Source organism: Gilliamella sp. B3127 (genome assembly GCF_026536935.1).
Classification (GTDB): domain Bacteria; phylum Pseudomonadota; class Gammaproteobacteria; order Enterobacterales; family Orbaceae; genus Gilliamella; species Gilliamella apicola_E.
The window spans coordinates 13,861-33,920 of record NZ_JAFNNI010000008.1; the positions used below are offsets into that span (position 1 = coordinate 13,861).

Below are 20,060 nucleotides of genomic sequence, written 5' to 3' on the forward strand. Positions count from 1 at the left end.
TTTTTCTCGGGTGCAAACGCTTCTATTAATCAATAGACAGCTCCCCTAAGTTAAATGAGGGCGAAATTATCCTACAACTAATACAAAAATGCAAGACTTTTTATTAGCGGATAAAATAAAAGCAGGAATAACCCTGCTTTTATATAATAAATGAATGATATTAAAGTACGTCGATCGCATTAAGTTCTTTAAATGCAAGTTCTAAACGAGCAACTAAAGATTCTTGACCTTTACGTAACCATACGCGTGGATCATAATATTTTTTATTTGGAGCATCAACGCCTTCAGGGTTACCTAATTGACCTTGAAGGTAAGCTTCATTTGCTTTGTAATATTCTAGAACACCAGCCCAGTTTGCCCATTGCGTATCAGTATCGATGTTCATTTTAACAACACCGTAACTTACTGCTTCTGCAATTTCTTCAGGAGTAGAACCAGAACCACCATGGAACACAAAGTTCAATGATTTAGCTGGTAAATTGAATTTCTCAGATACATATTTTTGAGAGTTATCTAAAATTTTTGGCGTTAATTTAACATTACCTGGTTTATAAACACCATGAACGTTACCGAATGAAGCTGCGATAGTGAAACGTGGGCTAATTGCACTTAAACGCTCATAAGCATAAGCAACATCTTCAGGTTGAGTATAAAGTGCTGAACTATCCATATGGCTATTGTCAACACCATCTTCTTCACCACCAGTACAACCAAGCTCTAATTCTAATGTCATTTTCATTGCTGACATACGAGCAAGATATTGACAACAAATATCAATATTATCTTTTAAAGATTCTTCTGAAAGATCGATCATGTGAGAAGAGAATAGAGGTTTACCCGTTTTAGCAAAGTGAGCTTCACCTGCGTCAAGTAATCCATCAACCCATGGAAGAAGTTTTTTAGCACAGTGGTCGGTATGAACGATAACTGGCACACCATATTTTTCAGCCATAAGGTGAACATGTTTAGCGCCAGAAATTGCACCTAAAACAGCAGTTTCTTGCCCATCTAATTTCAATCCTTTACCTGCGATGAATTGAGCACCACCATTAGAGAATTGAACGATAACAGCAGAACCAACTTTAGCCGCAGTTTCGATTACTGCATTAATTGTATTAGTGTCAACACAGTTAACAGCTGGTAATGCAAAATTATTTTCACGAGCAACTTGAAACACTTTTTGAACATCATCACCGGTTACAACACCAGGTTTAACGACATCAGAAATCTTTGTAGCCATTTTAATACCTATAGATTTATTTATATAAAAATTAAAGGATGAGTGATTGGCTCATCCTTCATATAGAAAATTATTACGCTTTTGCTCTCTCTTCTAGCATTGCAACAGCAGGAAGTTTTTTACCTTCTACAAACTCTAGGAAGGCACCACCACCAGTTGAAATATAAGAGATTTTATCTTCAATACCAAATAAATCAATTGCAGCTAATGTATCACCACCACCTGCGATTGAGAAACCTTGGCTGTCAGCAATTGCTTTAGCAACAATCTCGGTACCACGACGGAAATTAGGGAACTCAAATACGCCAACAGGGCCATTCCATAATATAGTTTTGGCTTTTTTGATAATGTCTGCTAATGCTTCAGCTGATTTATCACCTAAATCAAGAATTTGTTCATTCTCTTTTACATCGGCAACTGATTTTTCAGTAGCTGTTGCAGTTTCACTAAATTCTGTTGCTACACGAACATCAGTAGGAACTGGAATATGACAATTAGCCATTAATTTTTTTGCTTCAGGAATTAAATCAGCTTCATAAAGTGATTTACCAACATTATAGCCTTCAGCTGCGATAAATGTATTTGCAATACCACCACCAACAATAATTTGGTCAGCGATTTTTGATAAAGAATCAAGAACAGTCAATTTTGTTGATACTTTAGAACCAGCAACAATCGCAACCATTGGACGAGCTGGATTATCTAACGCTTTACCTAAAGCATCAAGTTCAGCTGCTAATAATGGACCAGCACAAGCTACTGGCGCAAATTTACCAACACCATGAGTTGAAGCTTGAGCACGGTGAGCAGTACCAAATGCATCCATTACATAGATATCACAAAGTGCTGCATATTTTTTAGATAAAGTTTCATCATCTTTACCTTCGCCTACATTAAAACGTACGTTTTCAAGAACAACTAGTTCGCCTTCTTTAACGTCAACACCGTTAAGATAATCTTTTACTAGACGAACAGGGAAAGAAACATGTTCTTTTAAATAATCAACCACTGGTTGTAGAGAGAACTCAGGGTTATATTCGCCTTCAGTTGGACGGCCAATATGAGAAGTAACCATTACTTTAGCGCCTTTTTTAATGGCTTCTTCAATAGTCGGTAATGATGCTTTAATTCGAGCATCAGAAGTAACCTTACCATTTTTGACCGGCACATTAAGATCTGAGCGAATAAATAAACGTTTCCCTTTTAGATCAAGATCTTGCATTCTAATGATAGACATGAGACTTCCTCTTTTAAATATAAAAACAATAAAATTTTTGCTATTCTAACATAAAATTTCTTTTTAGGTTACATCCATTATCGGTTATATAGTAAACATTTAGTAGAAATTAGTAATTTATACTATATAGGAAATTTTTTTATGTAACAGCATTGACAATAGAAAGAAAATCAGGCATATTTCCCCGCCTTATTAATATGTATTTTTTATCTAAACTTGGGAGTTGACTTTGGCTAATATCAAATCAGCTAAGAAGCGTGCGGTTCAGTCCGAAAAACGCCGTAAACATAATGCTAGTAACCGTTCAATGATGCGTACTTATATTAAAAAAGTTTACGCAGCTGTAGCAGCTGGTGATAAACAAACAGCTGAAGTAGCATTCAAAGACATGCAAGCAGTTGTTGACCGTCAAGCGGCTCGTGGTCTAATCCACAAAAACAAAGCAGCACGTCATAAAGCGAATTTAATTAAACAGATTAAAGCATTAGCTTAATTTTCTAATCTGTTGACAATAGAGTTAAAGAAAATTGAAAAAAAGTGGTGTAAGCCACTTTTTTTATTTATATACTATTATTTAAATTTATGTGAATAAAAGAAAAGAGAGCGTATTGTGGTTCAGCGTGATTATGTAAGAAAAAAGAGCCAATCAAAAGGAAAAGCTAAAAAAAATAAGTCACGATTATTCCCATCTTTAATGATATTCCTTGCAATCATCATTATTATTTTGTTTTCTTCTATTCTATATTATCTTTCAACCAATTCTTCTGAAAAACCAGTTGAAAAACCAAAAGTCAAAACTGAATCACCAGCGATAACCCTGCCGGAAAAACCACAAGAACGCTGGACGTACCTTAAAGAATTGGAAACACCAAATGCTAGTAGTAACTCAAATAAAACAGCAAGTGAACGGCAACAAATATTAGATAGCTTTATGAATAACACCACGACCACATCGACTTTATCATCAAGTAATGATAATAATAAATGGTTACTACAATGTGGGGCTTTTAAAGATAAAACTAATGCAGATACATTAAAAGCATCTTTGGCAATGACCGGTATTAGTGGTAACATATCTTTAAGTCAGCAGTTATATCGAGTTACCGTTGGGCCTTATACAAATAAAGGTGATGTGCAAAAAGCATTAAACACTTTAAAAACGAATGGAATTAATAACTGTATTATTTCTAATTAAATAAGATATATTATGAATATACTTAAGCATATACAGACCTTTTTGGTAATGTTATGGTCTCGTATAAATCATGATCGTTTAACCTCATCCTCGGCAGAACTAGCTTATACGACAATACTTGCATTAGTCCCATTAATAACTGTTGTGTTTTCTTTACTTTCTGCGTTTCCTATGTTTAATGAAGTTAGCCAATCCTTAAAACAGCTCATTTATAGCAATCTTGTCCCTACTGCAAGTGACACCATTCAAAATTACCTAGAACAATTTATTGCCAATACAAAAAAAATGACATTTATTGGAATTATCGGTTTAATAGTAACATCACTACTACTTATTAATTCTATTAATAATGCACTAAACCGTATCTGGCAAACCAAACGCAAACGTTCATTCATGTATAACTTAACTATGTATTGGACAATTTTAACATTAGGTCCTATTTTAGTCGGTTCAAGTGTTGCAGTAAGTTCTTATATATTTTCTTTAAAATGGTTATCGAACGCTGCTAGTGGTGATCTCCTACTAAGTACTTTACCATTTATCATATCGGTTGTTGGATTTTGGTTGCTCTACAGCATTATTCCAACTGAATCAATTCCATTTAAAGAAGCAGCAATTGGTGCATTAGTTGCAGCAATATTATTCGAAATTGGTAAACGTGCTTTTGCGCTATATGTTACTTCTTTTCCGACTTATCAGCTCATTTATGGAGTAGTTTCCTCAATTCCGATTATGTTGGTTTGGATCTATTGCTCGTGGTGTATTGTTTTATTTGGCGCCGAATTTGCAGCAACACTAAATGACTATAATAAACAAAGAAAGGCACTATTAAAACCCACATCGCTATCGGAGTAATATAAATTATGATTGCCTTAATCCAACGTGTAAAACAAGCATCAGTTTCTGTTGATAATCAAATTATTGGTCAAATCGATCAGGGATTACTTGTTTTACTCGGTGTTGAACAAGATGACAACGAGCAAAAAGCGATACGCTTGAGTGAAAAGGTACTTGGGTATCGTATTTTCAGTGATATTAATGACAAAATGAATCTCAATGTTCAACAAATAAATGGAAAATTGCTGGTTGTTTCTCAATTCACTCTGGCTGCTGATACTCAAAAAGGTATGCGCCCAAGCTTCACAAAAGGTGCTCCACCCGATAAAGCTAATGAACTTTATCAATTTTTTGTTAGACAATGTCAGCAACAAATTGAGACACAAACTGGACAATTTGCCGCTGACATGCAGGTTTCTCTTATTAACGATGGACCCGTAACTTTTTGGCTACAAGTTTAAAAATTATTTTACTTTATTTAGCCATTCTAAAGATGTGTTATTATCAGTAAAACCTAGTTTACTCAGCTTATTTTCATAAAACTGTTTTACCTCGTCCCAACGGTAGTACGGATAATTATCGGTTTTCAATGGTAAATGCACTTCTCTTTCATTTAACATCACTTTGATTAATATGGGTTGATGGGGTTGATTGCTTTGGTAAAAAATCCATTGAATATTAGCGCCCATAGGAATAATTTTTTCTGCTTGCCAAACGAATGGATAATCCGCGACTGAGTTAACAGCAGTATAAGTGCCTTCAAGTTCAAGCAATGTTGCTAATGGCGAAATAGTTTCAGCATGAGCAAACCGTAAATTAGCATCAATATTTTTATCAGTTATTGCCTTATCAGCTGTTTTTAACATATCCAACAATAATGGCGCAGCAATTTTAATCTGGATACCATTCGCATCAAACGCTGGACCAATTTGTAAAAAATTTTTAGAAGTGACTACCGTGTCAAACCATAATAACTGATTTTTAGTGAAATATAGGCTAAAATCAAGATGATTATCAGCTAAAATTTCAGGAGAAAATGATAATAACTCCTGGTAAAGTTGATAAACTGCAATGACAAAATCTGCTGTTTTAATTGAAGATTTTTCAGGTAAAGAAATCCCAATATTCAACTCATTACAAAAGCCTTGAGTAAATATCAAACTTGCAACATTTTGACTCATCTCTACTGTTTTAGTCGAATTTTCTAGCGATTTTAAGGCATTTTTAACACTTTTACTCTTTTTATATTCTTTATAAGTCGGAGAATATTCAAAAAAACGTAATAGACTTTGTTGATCTTCTGGTTGTTGATAAATATTGATATCAGAATAGTTATTTTTAAATGTTTTAATAAAAATTTCTGCTGTTTCTTTAGCTCTTGGTGAGGTTGATGATAGCACTTCGATTTTTTGTCCTTTAAAAACCGTTGGGTTATTGGCTAACATGCGTTGACTAATTAAACTAATATCTTTTCGACCAAGATCAGTAAGCTGACCATAATGATTTTTATTCAATGCTTTAATACGAATAATTTGCCTTAATAATGATTTTCCCATTTCGGTTAATTGATTATTTTTATCAGCTAAAATTAATACGTTATAAGCAATATCTTCATATTTAGGTTTACTAATATAACGTGAACCATGGCGACCAATATGATCAATATAAAATGCTTGATATCCATCTGGTGCAGGGGTATGTTGTTTATCATACTGATACGCGGTCTTTGAACCTGATGTTATCATTTCTGCAAAACTTAATGGTGAAAACATCAGTAAACTGATGACTAAGATTAAAAATTGGATAAAAAAAGATTGTTTTATAAAAGACATAATGACTCCTACCTAATAATATAAGAGCAAAATAACAAGAACGTGCTTTTGAAGCATTTTATACCATTAATCACCTAATTTAACTGAAAATCATACAATTATTTTTAGAATACTCTTTCAATTTTTTAAAAAAAGATTATCTTATTAGCTACTTTTTATAACTCATTTAACTGCTTTAAAACATAATGAAATTATATGGCCTTTCTGGTATTAAAATAAGCTGTGCGTTTATATCTGCATGCATAAATACTCCTTACAACACAACTCGTTTTCTTAAAGATTTAATTGCCGGAATAACGGTTGGCATTATTGCTATCCCGCTTGCTATGGCTTTAGCTATTGCAAGTGGTGTTGCTCCTCAACATGGCCTCTATACCGCAATTATAGCAGGCTTCGTGATAGCTCTCACTGGAGGATCACGTTTTAGTGTTTCAGGCCCAACTGCAGCGTTTGTGGTCATTCTATATCCTGTTTCCATACAATTTGGCTTATCAGGTCTATTAATTGCCACTCTACTTTCAGGCATTTTTTTAATATTGATGGGTGTAATTCGTTTAGGTCGATTAATCGAATACATTCCTCTACCAGTGGTGCTAGGTTTTACTTCTGGTATTGCAATAACCATCGCCACCATGCAGATAAAAGATTTTTTTGGCTTAACGCTAGAACACATGCCAGAAAATTATGTTAATAAAGTTATTGAACTAGTTAAAGCTTTTCCAACCATTAATATCGCAGATACCTTTGTTGGCTTAGTTACACTGATTGTTTTAATCATATGGCCAAAATTTCGAGTAAAAATATCTGGCCATTTACCGGCTTTAATTGCAGGCATACTAACCATGTTAGTATTCAATCAATTTGGCTATCAAATCGAAACAATCGGTTCACGATTCACTTATACATTAGCCGATAACACTGTTGGTCATGGTATTCCACCTGTTTTACCAGAATTTATCTTACCATGGGAACATGCAAGTTTCACATGGGATTGGTCAACAATAACGGCTTTAATTCCAATCTCATTAACGATGGCTATGTTATGTGCGATCGAATCACTACTATGCGCAGTTGTATTAGATGAAATGACCCATACCAAACATCATTCAAATAGCGAACTGATTGGCCAAGGTTTAGGAAATATCATTGCGCCATTTTTTGGTGGCATTTCAGCAACAGCGGCTATTGCGCGTTCAGCGGCAAATGTCAAAGCGGGCGCAACATCGCCAATTGCCGCCGTATTGCATTCATTAATCGTATTATTGGCACTTATCTGTTTTGCTCCACTTTTATCATTTATTCCATTATCAGCTATGGCAGCATTATTATTAATTGTTGCATGGAACATGAGTGCCATTCAACGCGTTGTCTACATTATTAAATGCGCACCTAAAGACGATATCATGATCATGCTTATTTGCATGTCCCTTACCGTATTATTCGACATGGTAATCGCTATTACGCTTGGGATCGTATTAGCCTCAATCTTGTTTATGCGTCGTATTGCTAGTATGACTCGTTTGGTCGAATTGAACCAAAGCAATGAAAAAACGTTAGTGCTAAGAATTAATGGTCCTTTATTCTTTGCAGCTGCTGAACGGACTTTTTTAGAGTTATACCAAAAAATCAATGGTTATCAACATATTGTTTTACAATGGGATGCTGTACCAATCCTAGATGCAGGAGGCTTAAATGCACTGATTCATTTTATTGATGAATTACCAGAGTCAGTCGATCTATCTATTTGCGAATTACAATTCCAACCATTAAAAACCTTAGCTCGGGCGAGAATTGTACCTAAATCAAATAAATTAATGTTTTATTCAACTTTAGATGAAGCACTGAAAGATAAAATTTAATATCAAAATTGATATTATTATATTGATTAAATATTATACTTAGTGAAAGTAAACCGTCCGAGTTTTCACTAAGTATTTTTTATCAGCTATGTACACTTCCCTTTTTCATATGAGTCAAGATTAGCTCAGAAAAATGGTGTTCATTTTATACATTACATTAACAACAGGAAATAAATATGATAGCTAATGAAAACACTATTCAAAGTTTTAAACAAAAATCCAATTGGTTTATTATTATTGGTATAGTTTTAATTATTCTCGGTTGCTTGGCATTGGGGTATCAATTCATAGCCACCGTTTTTTCAGTTTATTTTATCGGTTCACTCCTTTTTATCGCAGGGGTTATCCAAGTAATCCATTCTTTTAACATCAAAGGATTTGGCCAAACTGCTTTATGGGCAGTTATGGGAATTTTATATATCTTTATTGGTGCAATGTCATTTTTCCAACCAATTGCTGTCTCAAGTGCATTGACATTATTGATTTCTTTATTATTGACAATGAGTGGATTTACTCAAATTTTTGCAGCAATGAATAACCGCAACATACCTCGTTGGGGATGGATCATTTTTTCGGGAATTATTAACATTATTTTAGGTTTTATGCTAATAGCAGGCTGGCCATATGATAGTGTTTACGTATTAGGTATGTTTTTAGGTATTGATCTAGTTTTCCAAGGTTTTGCTTATATTGCAATTGGTTTTGCACTAAAAAATCATAGATCTTAAATTTCATTTTATTGCTCACAACATGGCTTGTGAGCAATAAGCCTCAACAGTTCAAAAATAAAACTTTCTAACCAAAAGCAACTATTTATAACTTTTATTGGTTTTTGCTTTGACTTCGCGCATTGACTGTAATATTCGATGATAATTATCTAACCTTGATGGCGCAATCGCGCCTTGTGCAACAGCTTTCTGGAGTAAACATCCAGGTGTATCTAAGTGATTACAATCACGAAATTGGCAACCACCTAAATAATCATCAAATTCAACAAAACCAGCAATTACTTGCTCTGGCTCTAAATGCCATAAACCAAACTCACGAATTCCTGGGGAATCAATAATATCACCACCATTTGGTAAATGATAAAGCCGAGTTGAAGTTGTGGTATGTTGACCAAGTCCAGATATTTCAGATACTTCACCGGTTAGCGTAGCTTGATTATGAGGCAATAGTAAATTGATGATACTGGATTTACCAACACCTGATTGACCAACTAAAATAGAAATTTTACCATCTAAAACCTTCTGTAAAGGTTCAATACCTTGTTGTGACTGACATGAAACAAATAAAACCTGATAACCAATTTTAGTGTAAATAAGAAACTGTTGCTCAATTTCTTGTTTTTTTTGCTCATCAAGTAAATCAATTTTATTCAATACGATAATAGGTTTAATTTTCGTCGCCTCACAAGCGACTAAATACCGATCGATGATATTAAACGATAATTCAGGTAAAACGGCTGAAATAATAACAATTTGATCGACATTTGCTGCAACAGGCTTAACTCCATCATAAAAATCAGGCCGTACTAACTCGGAATGACGAGGATGAACTGCTTCAATAATACCATTAGTATTCGGTTCCAAACTCTCACGCCACAATACTTTATCCCCCGTCACTAATGACGGTAAAGTACGGCGAATACTACATCGATAAATAATCCCAGCATTATCTTCAACATCCGCTGATTTGCCAAACCTACTTACCACCACCCCATCACGAGGCGCAGAGAAATTTGATAGATTTTCATCCATCTTAGTTTCTAAACGTTGTTGATGCTTAGCGGCCATACGCCTTTTTTGATTTTTTGAAAGTTGATTTTTTGCCACGGTTGCTAATTTTTTTGGTCAAACAGTTTAGTACTTATGCTACACTACTCAGCATTAAAAAGAAAATTTATACCACAAATTATGACTACTCTATCAAATAATCTGATATGGATTGATCTGGAGATGACAGGCCTCAATCCAAATAGCGATCGCATTATCGAAATCGCAACTATTGTAACTGATTCTAATTTAAATATTCTCGCTGAAGGTCCAGTCATTGCCATTCATCAAACAGATGAACAACTTGCGCTTATGGATGATTGGAATCAAAAAACGCATGGCAAGTCAGGATTAATCGATCGTGTTCGTCAAAGTACGGTTACCGAACAACAAGCTGAACAACAAACTCTTGCGTTTTTAAAACAATGGGTTCCCGAAAACTGTTCACCAATCTGTGGTAATACGATTGGTCAAGACCGACGTTTTCTGTTTAATTATATGCCAAATCTAGAAAAGTATTTTCATTACCGTTATTTAGATGTCAGTACGATTAAAGAATTAGCCAGACGCTGGAAACCTGAAATATTAAAAGGTATCAGTAAACAGAGTTCTCACCAAGCGTTAGATGATATTCGCGACTCAATCGCTGAATTACTTTATTACCGAGAACACTTTTTCAATCTAACTAATGAGTAATCATGAATATTTTATATACGATTTTACTTTATTTAATCCAACCGCTTGTCTGGTTTAGACTGCTTTGGCGCAGTCGCAAAGCACCAGATTATCGTAAGCGTTGGTTAGAACGCTATGGATTTTGTAAAAATAAAGTCAAATCAGGTGGAATTTTAGTTCACGCGGTATCTGTCGGCGAAACACTCGCTGCAATTCCATTGATAAAAACACTTCAAAAACAATATCCGCAGTTACCAATTACCGTTACAACAATGACACCTACTGGCTCTAAACAAGTTAAGACGCTACTCAAAGATAGCGTTAGCCATGTCTATTTACCTTATGATTTGCCCTGTGCAATACATCGTTTTCTAAAAGCAGTTAAGCCTAAATTAGTCATAATCATGGAAACCGAACTTTGGCCAAACTTAATTAGCCAATGCCATAACAAAAAAATCCCATTAATTATTGCTAATGCGCGATTATCTGAACGTTCAGCCAATAGGTATCACAAATTAGGAAAAGCGATTAGTAAACTATTAACTAAAATCAGCACAGTCGCCGCTCAAAACGAACAAGATGGAGAGCGATTTTTATCGTTAGGTTTGCCAAAAGAGCATTTAACCGTAACCGGTAGTATTAAATTTGATATTGAACTAACTGATAAACAAAGTCTTGCGCAATTAAAACAGCAATGGCAATTAAATCGACCAGTTCTTATAGCAGCGAGCACACATTCAGGTGAAGATGAAATCATTTTATCAGCATTTCAACGACTACTAAAAAATCACTCTAACTTATTACTTATCTTAGTTCCGCGTCATCCAGAACGTTTTAAAACTGTTGAAGAACTAATTTCCGACAATAAGTTAAATTATATCAAACGAAGCACGAAACAAATCCCTACTGAGCAGACGCAAGTGATTTTGGGCGACACCATGGGAGAACTATTAGAACTTTATGGTTTAGCTAATATCGCTTTTGTTGGCGGTAGCTTAATTGAACATGGTGGTCACAATCCATTAGAACCGGCACTACACCATATTCCAATTATTAGCGGTAAATACTTTTTTAACTTTAAAGTGATTTGTGAACAGTTAATTGAAGCTAATGGTATGTTGATATGTGACAGCACAGCTGATTCACTCTATTCAACTGTAAACAGCTTATTGAATGACGACAATCGTTGTCAGCAAATGGGCGAAAACGCATATCAAGTATTAAAAAGAAACCAAGGAGCACTAAATCGCCTACTTAAGGTTATCCATCACTATCTTGAACCATATAAGGATAACCGATGAAAAACAAACAGGGAGTATTAATTGTTAATTTAGGTACGCCAAGTGCTGCAACGCCAGAGGCAATACGCTCTTACTTAACAGAGTTTTTACTCGATCGTCATGTTGTCGATCTTCCTGCTTTTATTTGGTATCCAATACTAAAATACCTAGTATTACCTAAACGCGTTCCCTACATCATTAACCATTATCAAAAAATATGGATAAATGAGGAATCACCATTACTCCATTACAGTAAACGCTTGATGAATCAATTACAACAAGCATTACCGGATATACAATGCGAATTAGCCATGACCTATGGTGAACCGAGCTTACAATCCGCACTAAATAATTTAAAATCATGTGAAAAAATAACACTATTACCGTTATTTCCACAATATTCTACAACTACAACTCAGGCGGTATTAGATAAAGTTAAGCAACTTATTCGTGATTGTGCGTTCAAGATTAACTATATTCGTGATTATGCAGATGACGAAAGTTATATCGATGCGCTTTATTCACAAGTGCAACAAGCTTTTTCAACGCAAGGACAACCTGATGTATTGCTTCTTTCCTATCATGGCATACCTCAACGCTATATTGATAAACGGCAAGATGACTATGTGCAAAGATGCCAGTTAACAACCAAGTTATTGATAAAAAAATGCCAAGATAATGGTATCGACTTACCAATCAAAATGGCTTATCAATCAAAATTTGGTAAAGGGAAATGGGTTGAACCAAACACCAGCGATATATTAGAAAACCTAGCTAAAACCGGGACCAAACATGTCCATGTTATCTGCCCGGGTTTTTCGGCGGATTGCATTGAAACACTTTATGAAATTGATGAGCAAAACAGAGAAATATTTTTAAATGCTGGTGGTAAACAATTTTATTACATTCCAGCCTTAAACGATACGCCATTACAGGTGGAATTAATCAAAAATATACTTCAAAAACCCCGTTCCTCAACTTTTTTGACTAATTAATATTTATTCTAACGATAATAAACTACCCAAAATCACATCAGCTGAACGTAAAATTGATTAAGATTAAAGCTAAATTACCAACTAATTTAACCTAGATGATAACCTGTGTTAGGATGATAGTTAAAAATTATCTGCGCTCAAAGGAGAATTATCGATGAAAATAATCATCATTGGCGCTCAAGCAGCTGGAGCAAGTGCTGCTGCAAAAGCCAAAAGAAGGGACCCCAATGCGACAATTTGTATCTATGAAAAATCAGATATAGTTTCATTTGGAGCTTGTGGATTACCTTATTTTATTGGCAATCATTTTGGCGATGAAAATGAAATGATATCCAGAACGCCAGAACAATTTGCTAAAGATGGCATTGAAATCAAAACATTACATGAAGTTATCGCTATTGATCCTAATTTAAAAAAAGTCACCGTCAAAGATATCAAAAACAATAATTGTTTTGAAGACGATTATGATAAGTTACTCATTGCCGTTGGGGCAACACCGATAATTCCACCTTTAAAAAATCTACAATTGGAAAATATTTTCACTTTACGTGATATGTATGATGGTCTGGCAATAAAAAAAGCTTTAAACCAAAATAGTAATGTCGTGGTCATTGGTGCCGGCTATATCGGGCTAGAAATCACTGAATCGTTAGTAAAATTGAATAAAAATGTAAAATTAATTCAATTAGATGATAGAGTATTGACCGATGCCTTCGATCCAGAACTTACTGAGATAATTGAAGAAAATCTAAAACAACATTGTGATTTACATCTACAAGAGCAAGTACAAGGCTTTGAAGGTGAACAAAAAGTTACTCATGTTATCACCGATAAAGCTAAATATCCCGCCGACATTGTCATTATTGCCACAGGAGTAAAGCCTAATAGCGAAGTTTATAAACATCTCAATATTGAAACTCTTAGTAATGGTGCAATTGTCGTTGATAATTATGGACAAACTAACATAGCTGATATTTATGCTGCAGGCGACTGTGTCGCGCTTCATCATCGCGTTAGCCAATCAATGACTTATATTCCATTAGCGACCGGAGCGAACAAATTAGGTAAAATTGTTGGTGACAATTTAGCAGGCGGTAACAATCAATTCCCAGGAACCCTTGGGACATCAGCATTAAGAGTATTTGATATTGAAGCCGGTCGAACAGGATTAACCGAACAACAAGCTATTAAAGCTGGTATCCCATACAAAACAGTAGTAGTTAAAGATAAAAATCATAGTAACTATGTTGAAGGGCAAACTAGCGTCACGGCTAAACTTATTTATCACGCCGAAACTCGTATTTTATTAGGTGGACAGATTGCTGGGGGTAGTGGTGCTGTATTAAGAACGAATAGTTTAGCCACCGCTATTTGGGCTAATATGAAAATTGATGAATTAGCCATGATGGATTTTTTATATGCACCACCTTTTTCAAGACCATGGGATATTTTAAATATCGCTGGGGGCATTGCTAAATAGTATTGAAATATTTCAAATATTTGCAAAATTATTAAAATTCAAAATATGTGGTTTGGTTTTAATCCAAACCATAAAAGATTATTAAAAATTAATTCAATTTTATCCAAAAGCTGGGGGTAAACATGTCAGATGCCATTTTTCAGGGCACTTTTTTCGAAAAGTTCTTATCCATCACCCATTATCAAACTATAATCGGGATTGGTTTATTACTGCTTTGCTTTTTTGCCGTCATGCGACCGATGCAAACCAAAAAAGTTAATTTTTCCATTAGAATGTTAGTCGGATTGGTGCTTGGTGCTGTTATTGGTTTAGGTATTCAAGCTGCAGCCGGTTTTCCAGAAAGTTCAACTGTTTGGATGCAAGAAACAGCAACATGGTATGGTTTGTTTGGTCGTGCCTTTATTGCCTTCATACGCATGTTAGTGATTCCATTAATTTTTGTCTCAATTGTAAAAGTGATTATTGATTTTTCTGGTAAAGACAATTTGCCGAAAATAGCATTCAGAGGAATTTTTTGGTTACTATTCACTACAGCCATCGCTTGTATTGTCGGTATTATTTTAGCAAATTTACTATCATTAGGTGAGTTGAGTTCAGCATCAACCAAAACGGCTACCGCCAAACAATATACCAATATTATTGATACTTTCGTGAATCTTATTCCAAGTAATATCATCGGCTCTATGGTAAAAGAGAATATTGTAGGCTTAGTTATCTTTTCAGCATTGATGGGACTTGCCGCAAACCGAATGGAAAAAAAGAATCCACAACCTATTGCTCTTTTTAAAACCTTTATTGAAGCGCTTTATAAAATTATCATGTCAATTGCCATGACGGTTATTAAATATATGCCTTATGCGGTGATTGCTTTACTTGCTCGTACAATTATTTCAAACGGTATCCCAGCAATTATTGATGTATCAAGCTTTGTATTAGCGATTTACCTTGCAACCATAATAATGCTTGTTGTGCATATTGTGATTGTCATGCTTCATGGAATTTCACCTATCGTATTTATCAAAAAAGCACTTGGCACATGGTTACTTGCTTTCACTAGCCGCTCATCTGTTGGTACATTACCGATGACTATCTCAACATTGACCGTCAGAATGGGCGTCAATACAGGTACAGCGAATCTAGTTGGATCACTCGGAAGTACAATGGGAATGAATGGCTGCGCTGGCTTTTTCCCAGCCTTACTCGCGGTTATGGTTGCTCATATGGTAGGCATTAATACTGATATTCAATTCTATATAATGCTAGTCATTGTGGTAGTTATCGGATCAATTGGTATCGCAGGTATTCCAGGCACTGCAACAGTCGCAGCGACTGTCGTACTTTCAGGCATGGGTATGGCTGAATACTTCCCATTAATTGGTATGGTGTTAGCCGTCGATCCAATCATTGATATGGCCAGAACGTTAGCTAATGTATCTGGATCAATGACCGCAGCAATAGCAACCGATCATGAAGTTGGATTAATGAATATGGATATTTATAATGATCCTAATGTGACTTTGGATAATGAACAGTCTGAAGTTTAACAATAAAGATAATTTTCAGTTTAATTTAATTAACAAAAAGACGCCAATTGGCGTCTTTTTATATCAGCGGAAAAACAAAATTAAATGGTTTTTAACCATGCTTTAACATCATCACCCAAACTTTTGTGACGCATTGCGTATTGTACAAAAGTTTGTACATAACCCAATTTATTACCACAGTCGTGGCTTCGGCCTTTAATACAGTATGCGTCAACTGGATCTTCTTCTAATAACATTGCAATTGCATCAGTTAATTGAATTTCACCACCAGCACCTAAAGGTGTTTTCGCTAACAACGGCCAAATTTTCTCAGACAAAACATAACGACCAACAACTGATTGGTTAGATGGCGCTTCTTCTATTGACGGTTTTTCAACTACACTATACATTTGCGTTACATTACCTGCAGATAACTCTTCACCACGGCAGTCAACAATACCATAAGATGAAACAAGATCTTTTGGCACAGGTTCGACCATGATTTGGCTATGTTTAGTGTTATGATAATTATTAATCATCGCCGCTAAATTATCTTGAGTAAGATCACTATCATACTCATCAATAATCACATCCGGTAATACTACAGCAAAAGGCTCATCACCAACTAAAGGATAAGCACAAAGCACAGCATGACCAAGTCCTTTTGCTAACCCCTGGCGAACACTAGTAATCGTCACGTTTTTGGGCAGAATCCCTTGTACTTCTTGCAAGAGTTGACGTTTAACTCGGGCCTCAAGCATAGCTTCAAGCTCAAAACTGGTGTCAAAGTGATTTTCTATAGAATTTTTAGACGAGTGCGTTACAAAAATAATTTCAGTTATCCCTGCCGCAATACACTCTTTGACAACATACTGAATAAGTGGTTTATCAACCACAGGTAACATCTCTTTAGGAATCGCTTTGGTTGCAGGTAACATTCTTGTGCCAAGACCAGCAACAGGTATAACTGCTTTTTTAACTATTCCTTTAATAGATGATTCAAAATTTAATGGCATTTTAATTCCTTAAAATAATAAAATAATAAAATGATAAATTAATTATATTGTTATGACTTTTACATTGTCCTTCAACAAAGGTATTTACAACTCGCTCTGATCTTAATATATAAGCAGCCCAAATACCGCTCCAAATGAGTTGTTTTACTGTTTTAGCTATCTCTCTTGATTCGATCGGAAGTTTAGTATAATGATAACAAAGATATTGGTCCAAAAGAAGAAATGAACATGAAGTGAATAGATAACCTAGCATATAATAAGGAAATTTATAGTTTTTAGTAAAAAAAAGATAAAGCAAATAAATAGCAAAAAGAATTAAAATTGCGTTTAGACCTATTTCTACAGATAAAATCCAACTAATATTAGGAATATATTGGTCAGAAACTTGATTAATAAAATCACTCCCATGGAACTTCAAAGTCATTACAATAAAGCCAATAGTGAATAGATTTAGTACAAGCGTAAATACGATGAATATTGCAACAACTATAAGCCAGCCACCTAATCCTTTAAGTTTTGGATTATCCGTCATATAAAGATCCTTAATGAATAATAGATAAATCATTAAATTTAATTAATGACGAATTATCACTGTCTTTAGCTAAAGAATCAATGGAAATATAAACAATTTGACACGTTTCTAACACAGCTTCTTTAACAACAAACTTTGCTTTACGATCGCGTTCTTCTTTCTGTTTGGCGCTAATGTAAAGATCATCATAACCATCATCATACATTGATGCTCTTTCAAATATATTAGTACTACGCCAAAAAGTCTCTTTTGGATAATCTCGCTCAAAAGTTTGACCTGTTAATTTGCCTTTTAAGCCAGCATAACTCATGGGTAAGTGTCGACTAGCTCGACTTTGTGAAAGATAAATATGGGGATATTGTGTAAGATTGGATTCAAGTTGGTTTAACTTAAATTCAACACCAGAACGATTTTGATACTGGCAATTATCCATGATTAAAGGTGCAGTTCGAAAGTTCAACGAACCACACCCTACAAGTAAAAATGCTAAAATAAATAGTCGATACATATGGTTTTGTTTGCTTTTAAGAAGCTATAAGCAAACCCATTTATTATTTACAATTTTTCACTAACATCTTCGGCAGTATTGGTAATAGCTTTACCGCCAGATTGCACGTCTTTACCTACACCTTTAACCGTGTTACAACCTACTACAAGTGTTGTCATCGCGATACTTACCAATAAAATAAATACTTTACGTAACATGTGATTCTCCTCTAGTTAGTCACATTATGATTTGATTGTGGCAAATGCTTCTGCTACACGATGTATATTATGGTGATTTAAACCCGCCACACACATTCTCCCGCTGCCCACCAAATAAACAGCGAAATCATCTTTTAGTTGTGCGACTTGCTCTTTAGAAAAACCGGTGTAACTAAACATACCTCTTTGTTTAAGTAGGTAGTCAAAATTCTGTTTAGGTGCTGCTGTTTTTAATAAATCGACTAATGTTGAGCGCATGATAACAATACGATTACGCATTGATTCGACTTCTTTAAACCATAAAGCTTTAAGTTCAGCATTATTTAATACGTATGATACAAGTTGTGCACCGTAAGCGGCAGGACTAGAATAATTTCGACGAACCGTTGCTTGTAATTGACCAAACACTCGATTAGCCACTTGGTTATTATCACATAAAACGGATAAACCGCCCACTCGCTCACCATAAAGTGAAAAAGTTTTAGAAAACGAATTACTGATAAACCCACATAATCCTCGATCAGCCACTTTTTTTATTGCATAACTATCACTTTCGATACTTTCGCCAAAACCTTGGTAAGCGATATCCATAAATGGAATGAGATCTCGGTTTTGTAAAACATCAATCACTTTGTCCCATTGTTGGTTTGTTAATTCTGCACCAGTTGGGTTATGGCAGCAAGGATGCAATAACACAATACTTTTAGCTGGTAAGGTATTAAGTGTTTCAAGCATCGCATCAAAATTCACGCCACAAGTCTTAGGATCAAAATAGGGATATTTATTTACCTTAAATCCTGCGCCATTAAAAATGGCAATATGATTCTCCCAAGTTGGATCACTAACCCAAACTTGAGAATTAGGGAAATAACGATATAAAAAGTCAGCACCGACTTTCAGCGCACCTGATCCCCCTAATGTCTGAACAGTGGCTATCCGCTTCGTTTGAAAAGCAGGATTATCTTCACCAAAAAGCAATGATTGGATTGCCTGACAATAACTCGGTAAGCCACTCATCGGCAAATAAAGTTGTGCGCCTTGTTGATGATGATAAATATAGTCACGAGCCGTTTTAATACACGATAATTGAGGAACCACACTATTTTCATCATAATAATAACCAATACTCAAATTGGTCTTGTTTTCGCGCTTATCATTATTGAATTCAGCGACTAATGATAATATTGGATCCCCTGCGTACGACTCTACTTTTTCAAACATTTTCCCAACCTAATTAAATCAGTAAATATCAATAGATAATTGTAGATTATTGCACCAACTTAATTGGCAATCAATCACTAAATAATAGTTTAAATATAAATAATTTTAGGATAATAAAATAGACCGTTTAAAAGACTGATTTGGATATAAAACGTTAGAATAGATGGTCAAAAAAGGGATTTTAAATAAAAAAACCTCAAAAACCCCGTTCCTCAACTTTTTTTACTTCATTAGCACCTTTCGGTGCTAACAATTATAAGTCGATTATTTAACCGCAATAACTTCTATTTCAACTTTCGCATCTTTAGGAATGCGAGCAACTTGCACACAAGAACGAGCAGGGAATGTTGCCTGATTCTCTGTAAAAAATGCCTCATAGACACTATTCACATCCGCAAAATCATTCATATCCGCTAAAAAAATCGTCGTTTTAACGATATTTTTAACTTGATATCCTGCCTCAGTAACAATTGCTTTTACATTCGCTAAACTTTGTTTAGTTTGCTCTTTGACACAACTTGGCATCTCACCTGTAGCTGGATTAATTGGAATTTGACCTGATGCAAATAACATGTTGCCCAAATCAACACCTTGAACATAAGGACCTATAGCTGCTGGTGCTTTGTTGGTATTAACAACTTTTACCATATATGATTTC

21 protein-coding genes are annotated in these 20,060 nt (G+C 34.9%); 11 read left to right on the forward strand and 10 right to left on the reverse strand.

The genetic code is table 11. From position 1 onward, the window contains the following. Positions 1 to 160 precede the first annotated feature (160 nt). On the reverse strand, positions 161 to 1,240 hold the full coding sequence (fbaA, locus tag J3U00_RS10625; protein WP_065561812.1) for a class II fructose-bisphosphate aldolase: 1,080 nt from the start codon (positions 1,238 to 1,240) through the stop codon (positions 161 to 163). A gap of 73 nt (positions 1,241 to 1,313) precedes the next feature. Further along, complete coding sequence (gene pgk, locus J3U00_RS10630; protein ID WP_267332369.1) at positions 1,314 to 2,477, reverse strand: phosphoglycerate kinase; 1,164 nt, start codon at positions 2,475 to 2,477, stop codon at positions 1,314 to 1,316. A gap of 229 nt (positions 2,478 to 2,706) precedes the next feature. Here pgk and rpsT point away from each other — a divergent pair, with 229 nt between their 5' ends. From rpsT to dtd, 4 genes are all read left to right on the forward strand, one after another. Then, the gene (gene rpsT, locus J3U00_RS10635) at positions 2,707 to 2,970 is read left to right on the forward strand and encodes a 30S ribosomal protein S20 (RefSeq protein WP_025316521.1); all 264 of its coding nucleotides are present in this window, start codon (positions 2,707 to 2,709) and stop codon (positions 2,968 to 2,970) included. A gap of 117 nt (positions 2,971 to 3,087) precedes the next feature. Continuing rightward, the gene (locus tag J3U00_RS10640; protein ID WP_267332370.1) at positions 3,088 to 3,672 is read left to right on the forward strand and encodes an SPOR domain-containing protein; all 585 of its coding nucleotides are present in this window, start codon (positions 3,088 to 3,090) and stop codon (positions 3,670 to 3,672) included. 12 nt (positions 3,673 to 3,684) lie between these two features. Next, on the forward strand, positions 3,685 to 4,527 hold the full coding sequence (locus tag J3U00_RS10645; protein WP_267332371.1) for a virulence factor BrkB family protein: 843 nt from the start codon (positions 3,685 to 3,687) through the stop codon (positions 4,525 to 4,527). 8 nt (positions 4,528 to 4,535) lie between these two features. Further along, positions 4,536 to 4,970: a D-aminoacyl-tRNA deacylase gene (gene dtd / locus J3U00_RS10650; protein WP_065561808.1), complete on the forward strand. Its 435-nt coding sequence runs from the start codon at positions 4,536 to 4,538 to the stop codon at positions 4,968 to 4,970. Positions 4,971 to 4,973: 3 nt separating this feature from the next. Here dtd and J3U00_RS10655 read toward each other — a convergent pair whose 3' ends face one another. Continuing rightward, the gene (locus J3U00_RS10655) at positions 4,974 to 6,341 is read right to left on the reverse strand and encodes a histidine-type phosphatase (protein ID WP_267332372.1); all 1,368 of its coding nucleotides are present in this window, start codon (positions 6,339 to 6,341) and stop codon (positions 4,974 to 4,976) included. 185 nt (positions 6,342 to 6,526) lie between these two features. On the opposite strand from J3U00_RS10655, the gene dauA reads away from it, so the two are divergent. Together dauA and J3U00_RS10665 are read left to right on the forward strand one after the other, a co-directional pair. Next, positions 6,527 to 8,200 (forward strand): C4-dicarboxylic acid transporter DauA, encoded by a 1,674-nt coding sequence (dauA, locus tag J3U00_RS10660; RefSeq protein WP_267332373.1) that lies wholly within the window; start codon positions 6,527 to 6,529, stop codon positions 8,198 to 8,200. Between the two features lie 176 nt (positions 8,201 to 8,376). Continuing rightward, positions 8,377 to 8,928, forward strand: coding sequence for an HdeD family acid-resistance protein (locus J3U00_RS10665; protein WP_267332374.1), 552 nt, complete (start codon positions 8,377 to 8,379; stop codon positions 8,926 to 8,928). An 81-nt stretch (positions 8,929 to 9,009) separates the two neighbouring features. Here the strand turns inward: J3U00_RS10665 and rsgA are convergent, their stop codons facing one another. Continuing rightward, a complete protein-coding gene (gene rsgA / locus J3U00_RS10670) occupies positions 9,010 to 10,035 on the reverse strand; it encodes a small ribosomal subunit biogenesis GTPase RsgA (RefSeq protein ID WP_267332375.1) in 1,026 nt (341 codons plus the stop codon). Positions 10,036 to 10,116: 81 nt separating this feature from the next. Here rsgA and orn point away from each other — a divergent pair, with 81 nt between their 5' ends. The 5 genes from orn (at position 10,117) to J3U00_RS10695 (ending at position 15,949) form a co-directional block, all read left to right on the forward strand. Then, complete coding sequence (orn, locus tag J3U00_RS10675) at positions 10,117 to 10,671, forward strand: oligoribonuclease (protein WP_416379918.1); 555 nt, start codon at positions 10,117 to 10,119, stop codon at positions 10,669 to 10,671. Between the two features lie 2 nt (positions 10,672 to 10,673). Further along, positions 10,674 to 11,951: a lipid IV(A) 3-deoxy-D-manno-octulosonic acid transferase gene (waaA, locus tag J3U00_RS10680; RefSeq protein ID WP_267332376.1), complete on the forward strand. Its 1,278-nt coding sequence runs from the start codon at positions 10,674 to 10,676 to the stop codon at positions 11,949 to 11,951. Beyond that, on the forward strand, positions 11,948 to 12,925 hold the full coding sequence (gene hemH / locus J3U00_RS10685) for a ferrochelatase (RefSeq protein ID WP_065561802.1): 978 nt from the start codon (positions 11,948 to 11,950) through the stop codon (positions 12,923 to 12,925). Before waaA ends, hemH begins: the two co-directional genes overlap by 4 nt. A 154-nt stretch (positions 12,926 to 13,079) precedes the next feature. Beyond that, complete coding sequence (locus tag J3U00_RS10690; protein WP_267332377.1) at positions 13,080 to 14,405, forward strand: CoA-disulfide reductase; 1,326 nt, start codon at positions 13,080 to 13,082, stop codon at positions 14,403 to 14,405. A gap of 122 nt (positions 14,406 to 14,527) precedes the next feature. Beyond that, on the forward strand, positions 14,528 to 15,949 hold the full coding sequence (locus tag J3U00_RS10695) for a cation:dicarboxylate symporter family transporter (RefSeq protein WP_267332378.1): 1,422 nt from the start codon (positions 14,528 to 14,530) through the stop codon (positions 15,947 to 15,949). Positions 15,950 to 16,029: 80 nt separating this feature from the next. Here J3U00_RS10695 and galU read toward each other — a convergent pair whose 3' ends face one another. The 6 genes from galU to J3U00_RS10725 all read right to left on the reverse strand — a co-directional run bounded on the left by galU (position 16,030) and on the right by J3U00_RS10725 (position 20,050). Continuing rightward, entirely contained in the window at positions 16,030 to 16,944 is a 915-nt protein-coding gene (gene galU / locus J3U00_RS10700) for a UTP--glucose-1-phosphate uridylyltransferase GalU (RefSeq protein ID WP_267332379.1), read from the reverse strand. 1 nt (position 16,945) lies between these two features. Continuing rightward, positions 16,946 to 17,476 carry a DUF2569 domain-containing protein gene (locus J3U00_RS10705; protein ID WP_267332380.1) on the reverse strand — a complete coding sequence of 177 codons (531 nt, stop codon included), beginning with the start codon at positions 17,474 to 17,476 and terminating at the stop codon, positions 16,946 to 16,948. 10 nt (positions 17,477 to 17,486) lie between these two features. Then, positions 17,487 to 17,984 (reverse strand): hypothetical protein, encoded by a 498-nt coding sequence (locus J3U00_RS10710; protein WP_267332381.1) that lies wholly within the window; start codon positions 17,982 to 17,984, stop codon positions 17,487 to 17,489. 47 nt (positions 17,985 to 18,031) lie between these two features. After that, positions 18,032 to 18,142, reverse strand: a complete 111-nt coding sequence (locus J3U00_RS10715; protein ID WP_370632592.1) for an entericidin A/B family lipoprotein — start codon at positions 18,140 to 18,142, stop codon at positions 18,032 to 18,034. 63 nt (positions 18,143 to 18,205) lie between these two features. Continuing rightward, positions 18,206 to 19,402 (reverse strand): aromatic amino acid transaminase, encoded by a 1,197-nt coding sequence (locus tag J3U00_RS10720; protein ID WP_267332382.1) that lies wholly within the window; start codon positions 19,400 to 19,402, stop codon positions 18,206 to 18,208. A gap of 264 nt (positions 19,403 to 19,666) precedes the next feature. Beyond that, positions 19,667 to 20,050, reverse strand: a complete 384-nt coding sequence (locus tag J3U00_RS10725; protein ID WP_267332383.1) for a RidA family protein — start codon at positions 20,048 to 20,050, stop codon at positions 19,667 to 19,669. Positions 20,051 to 20,060: the final 10 nt, after the last annotated feature.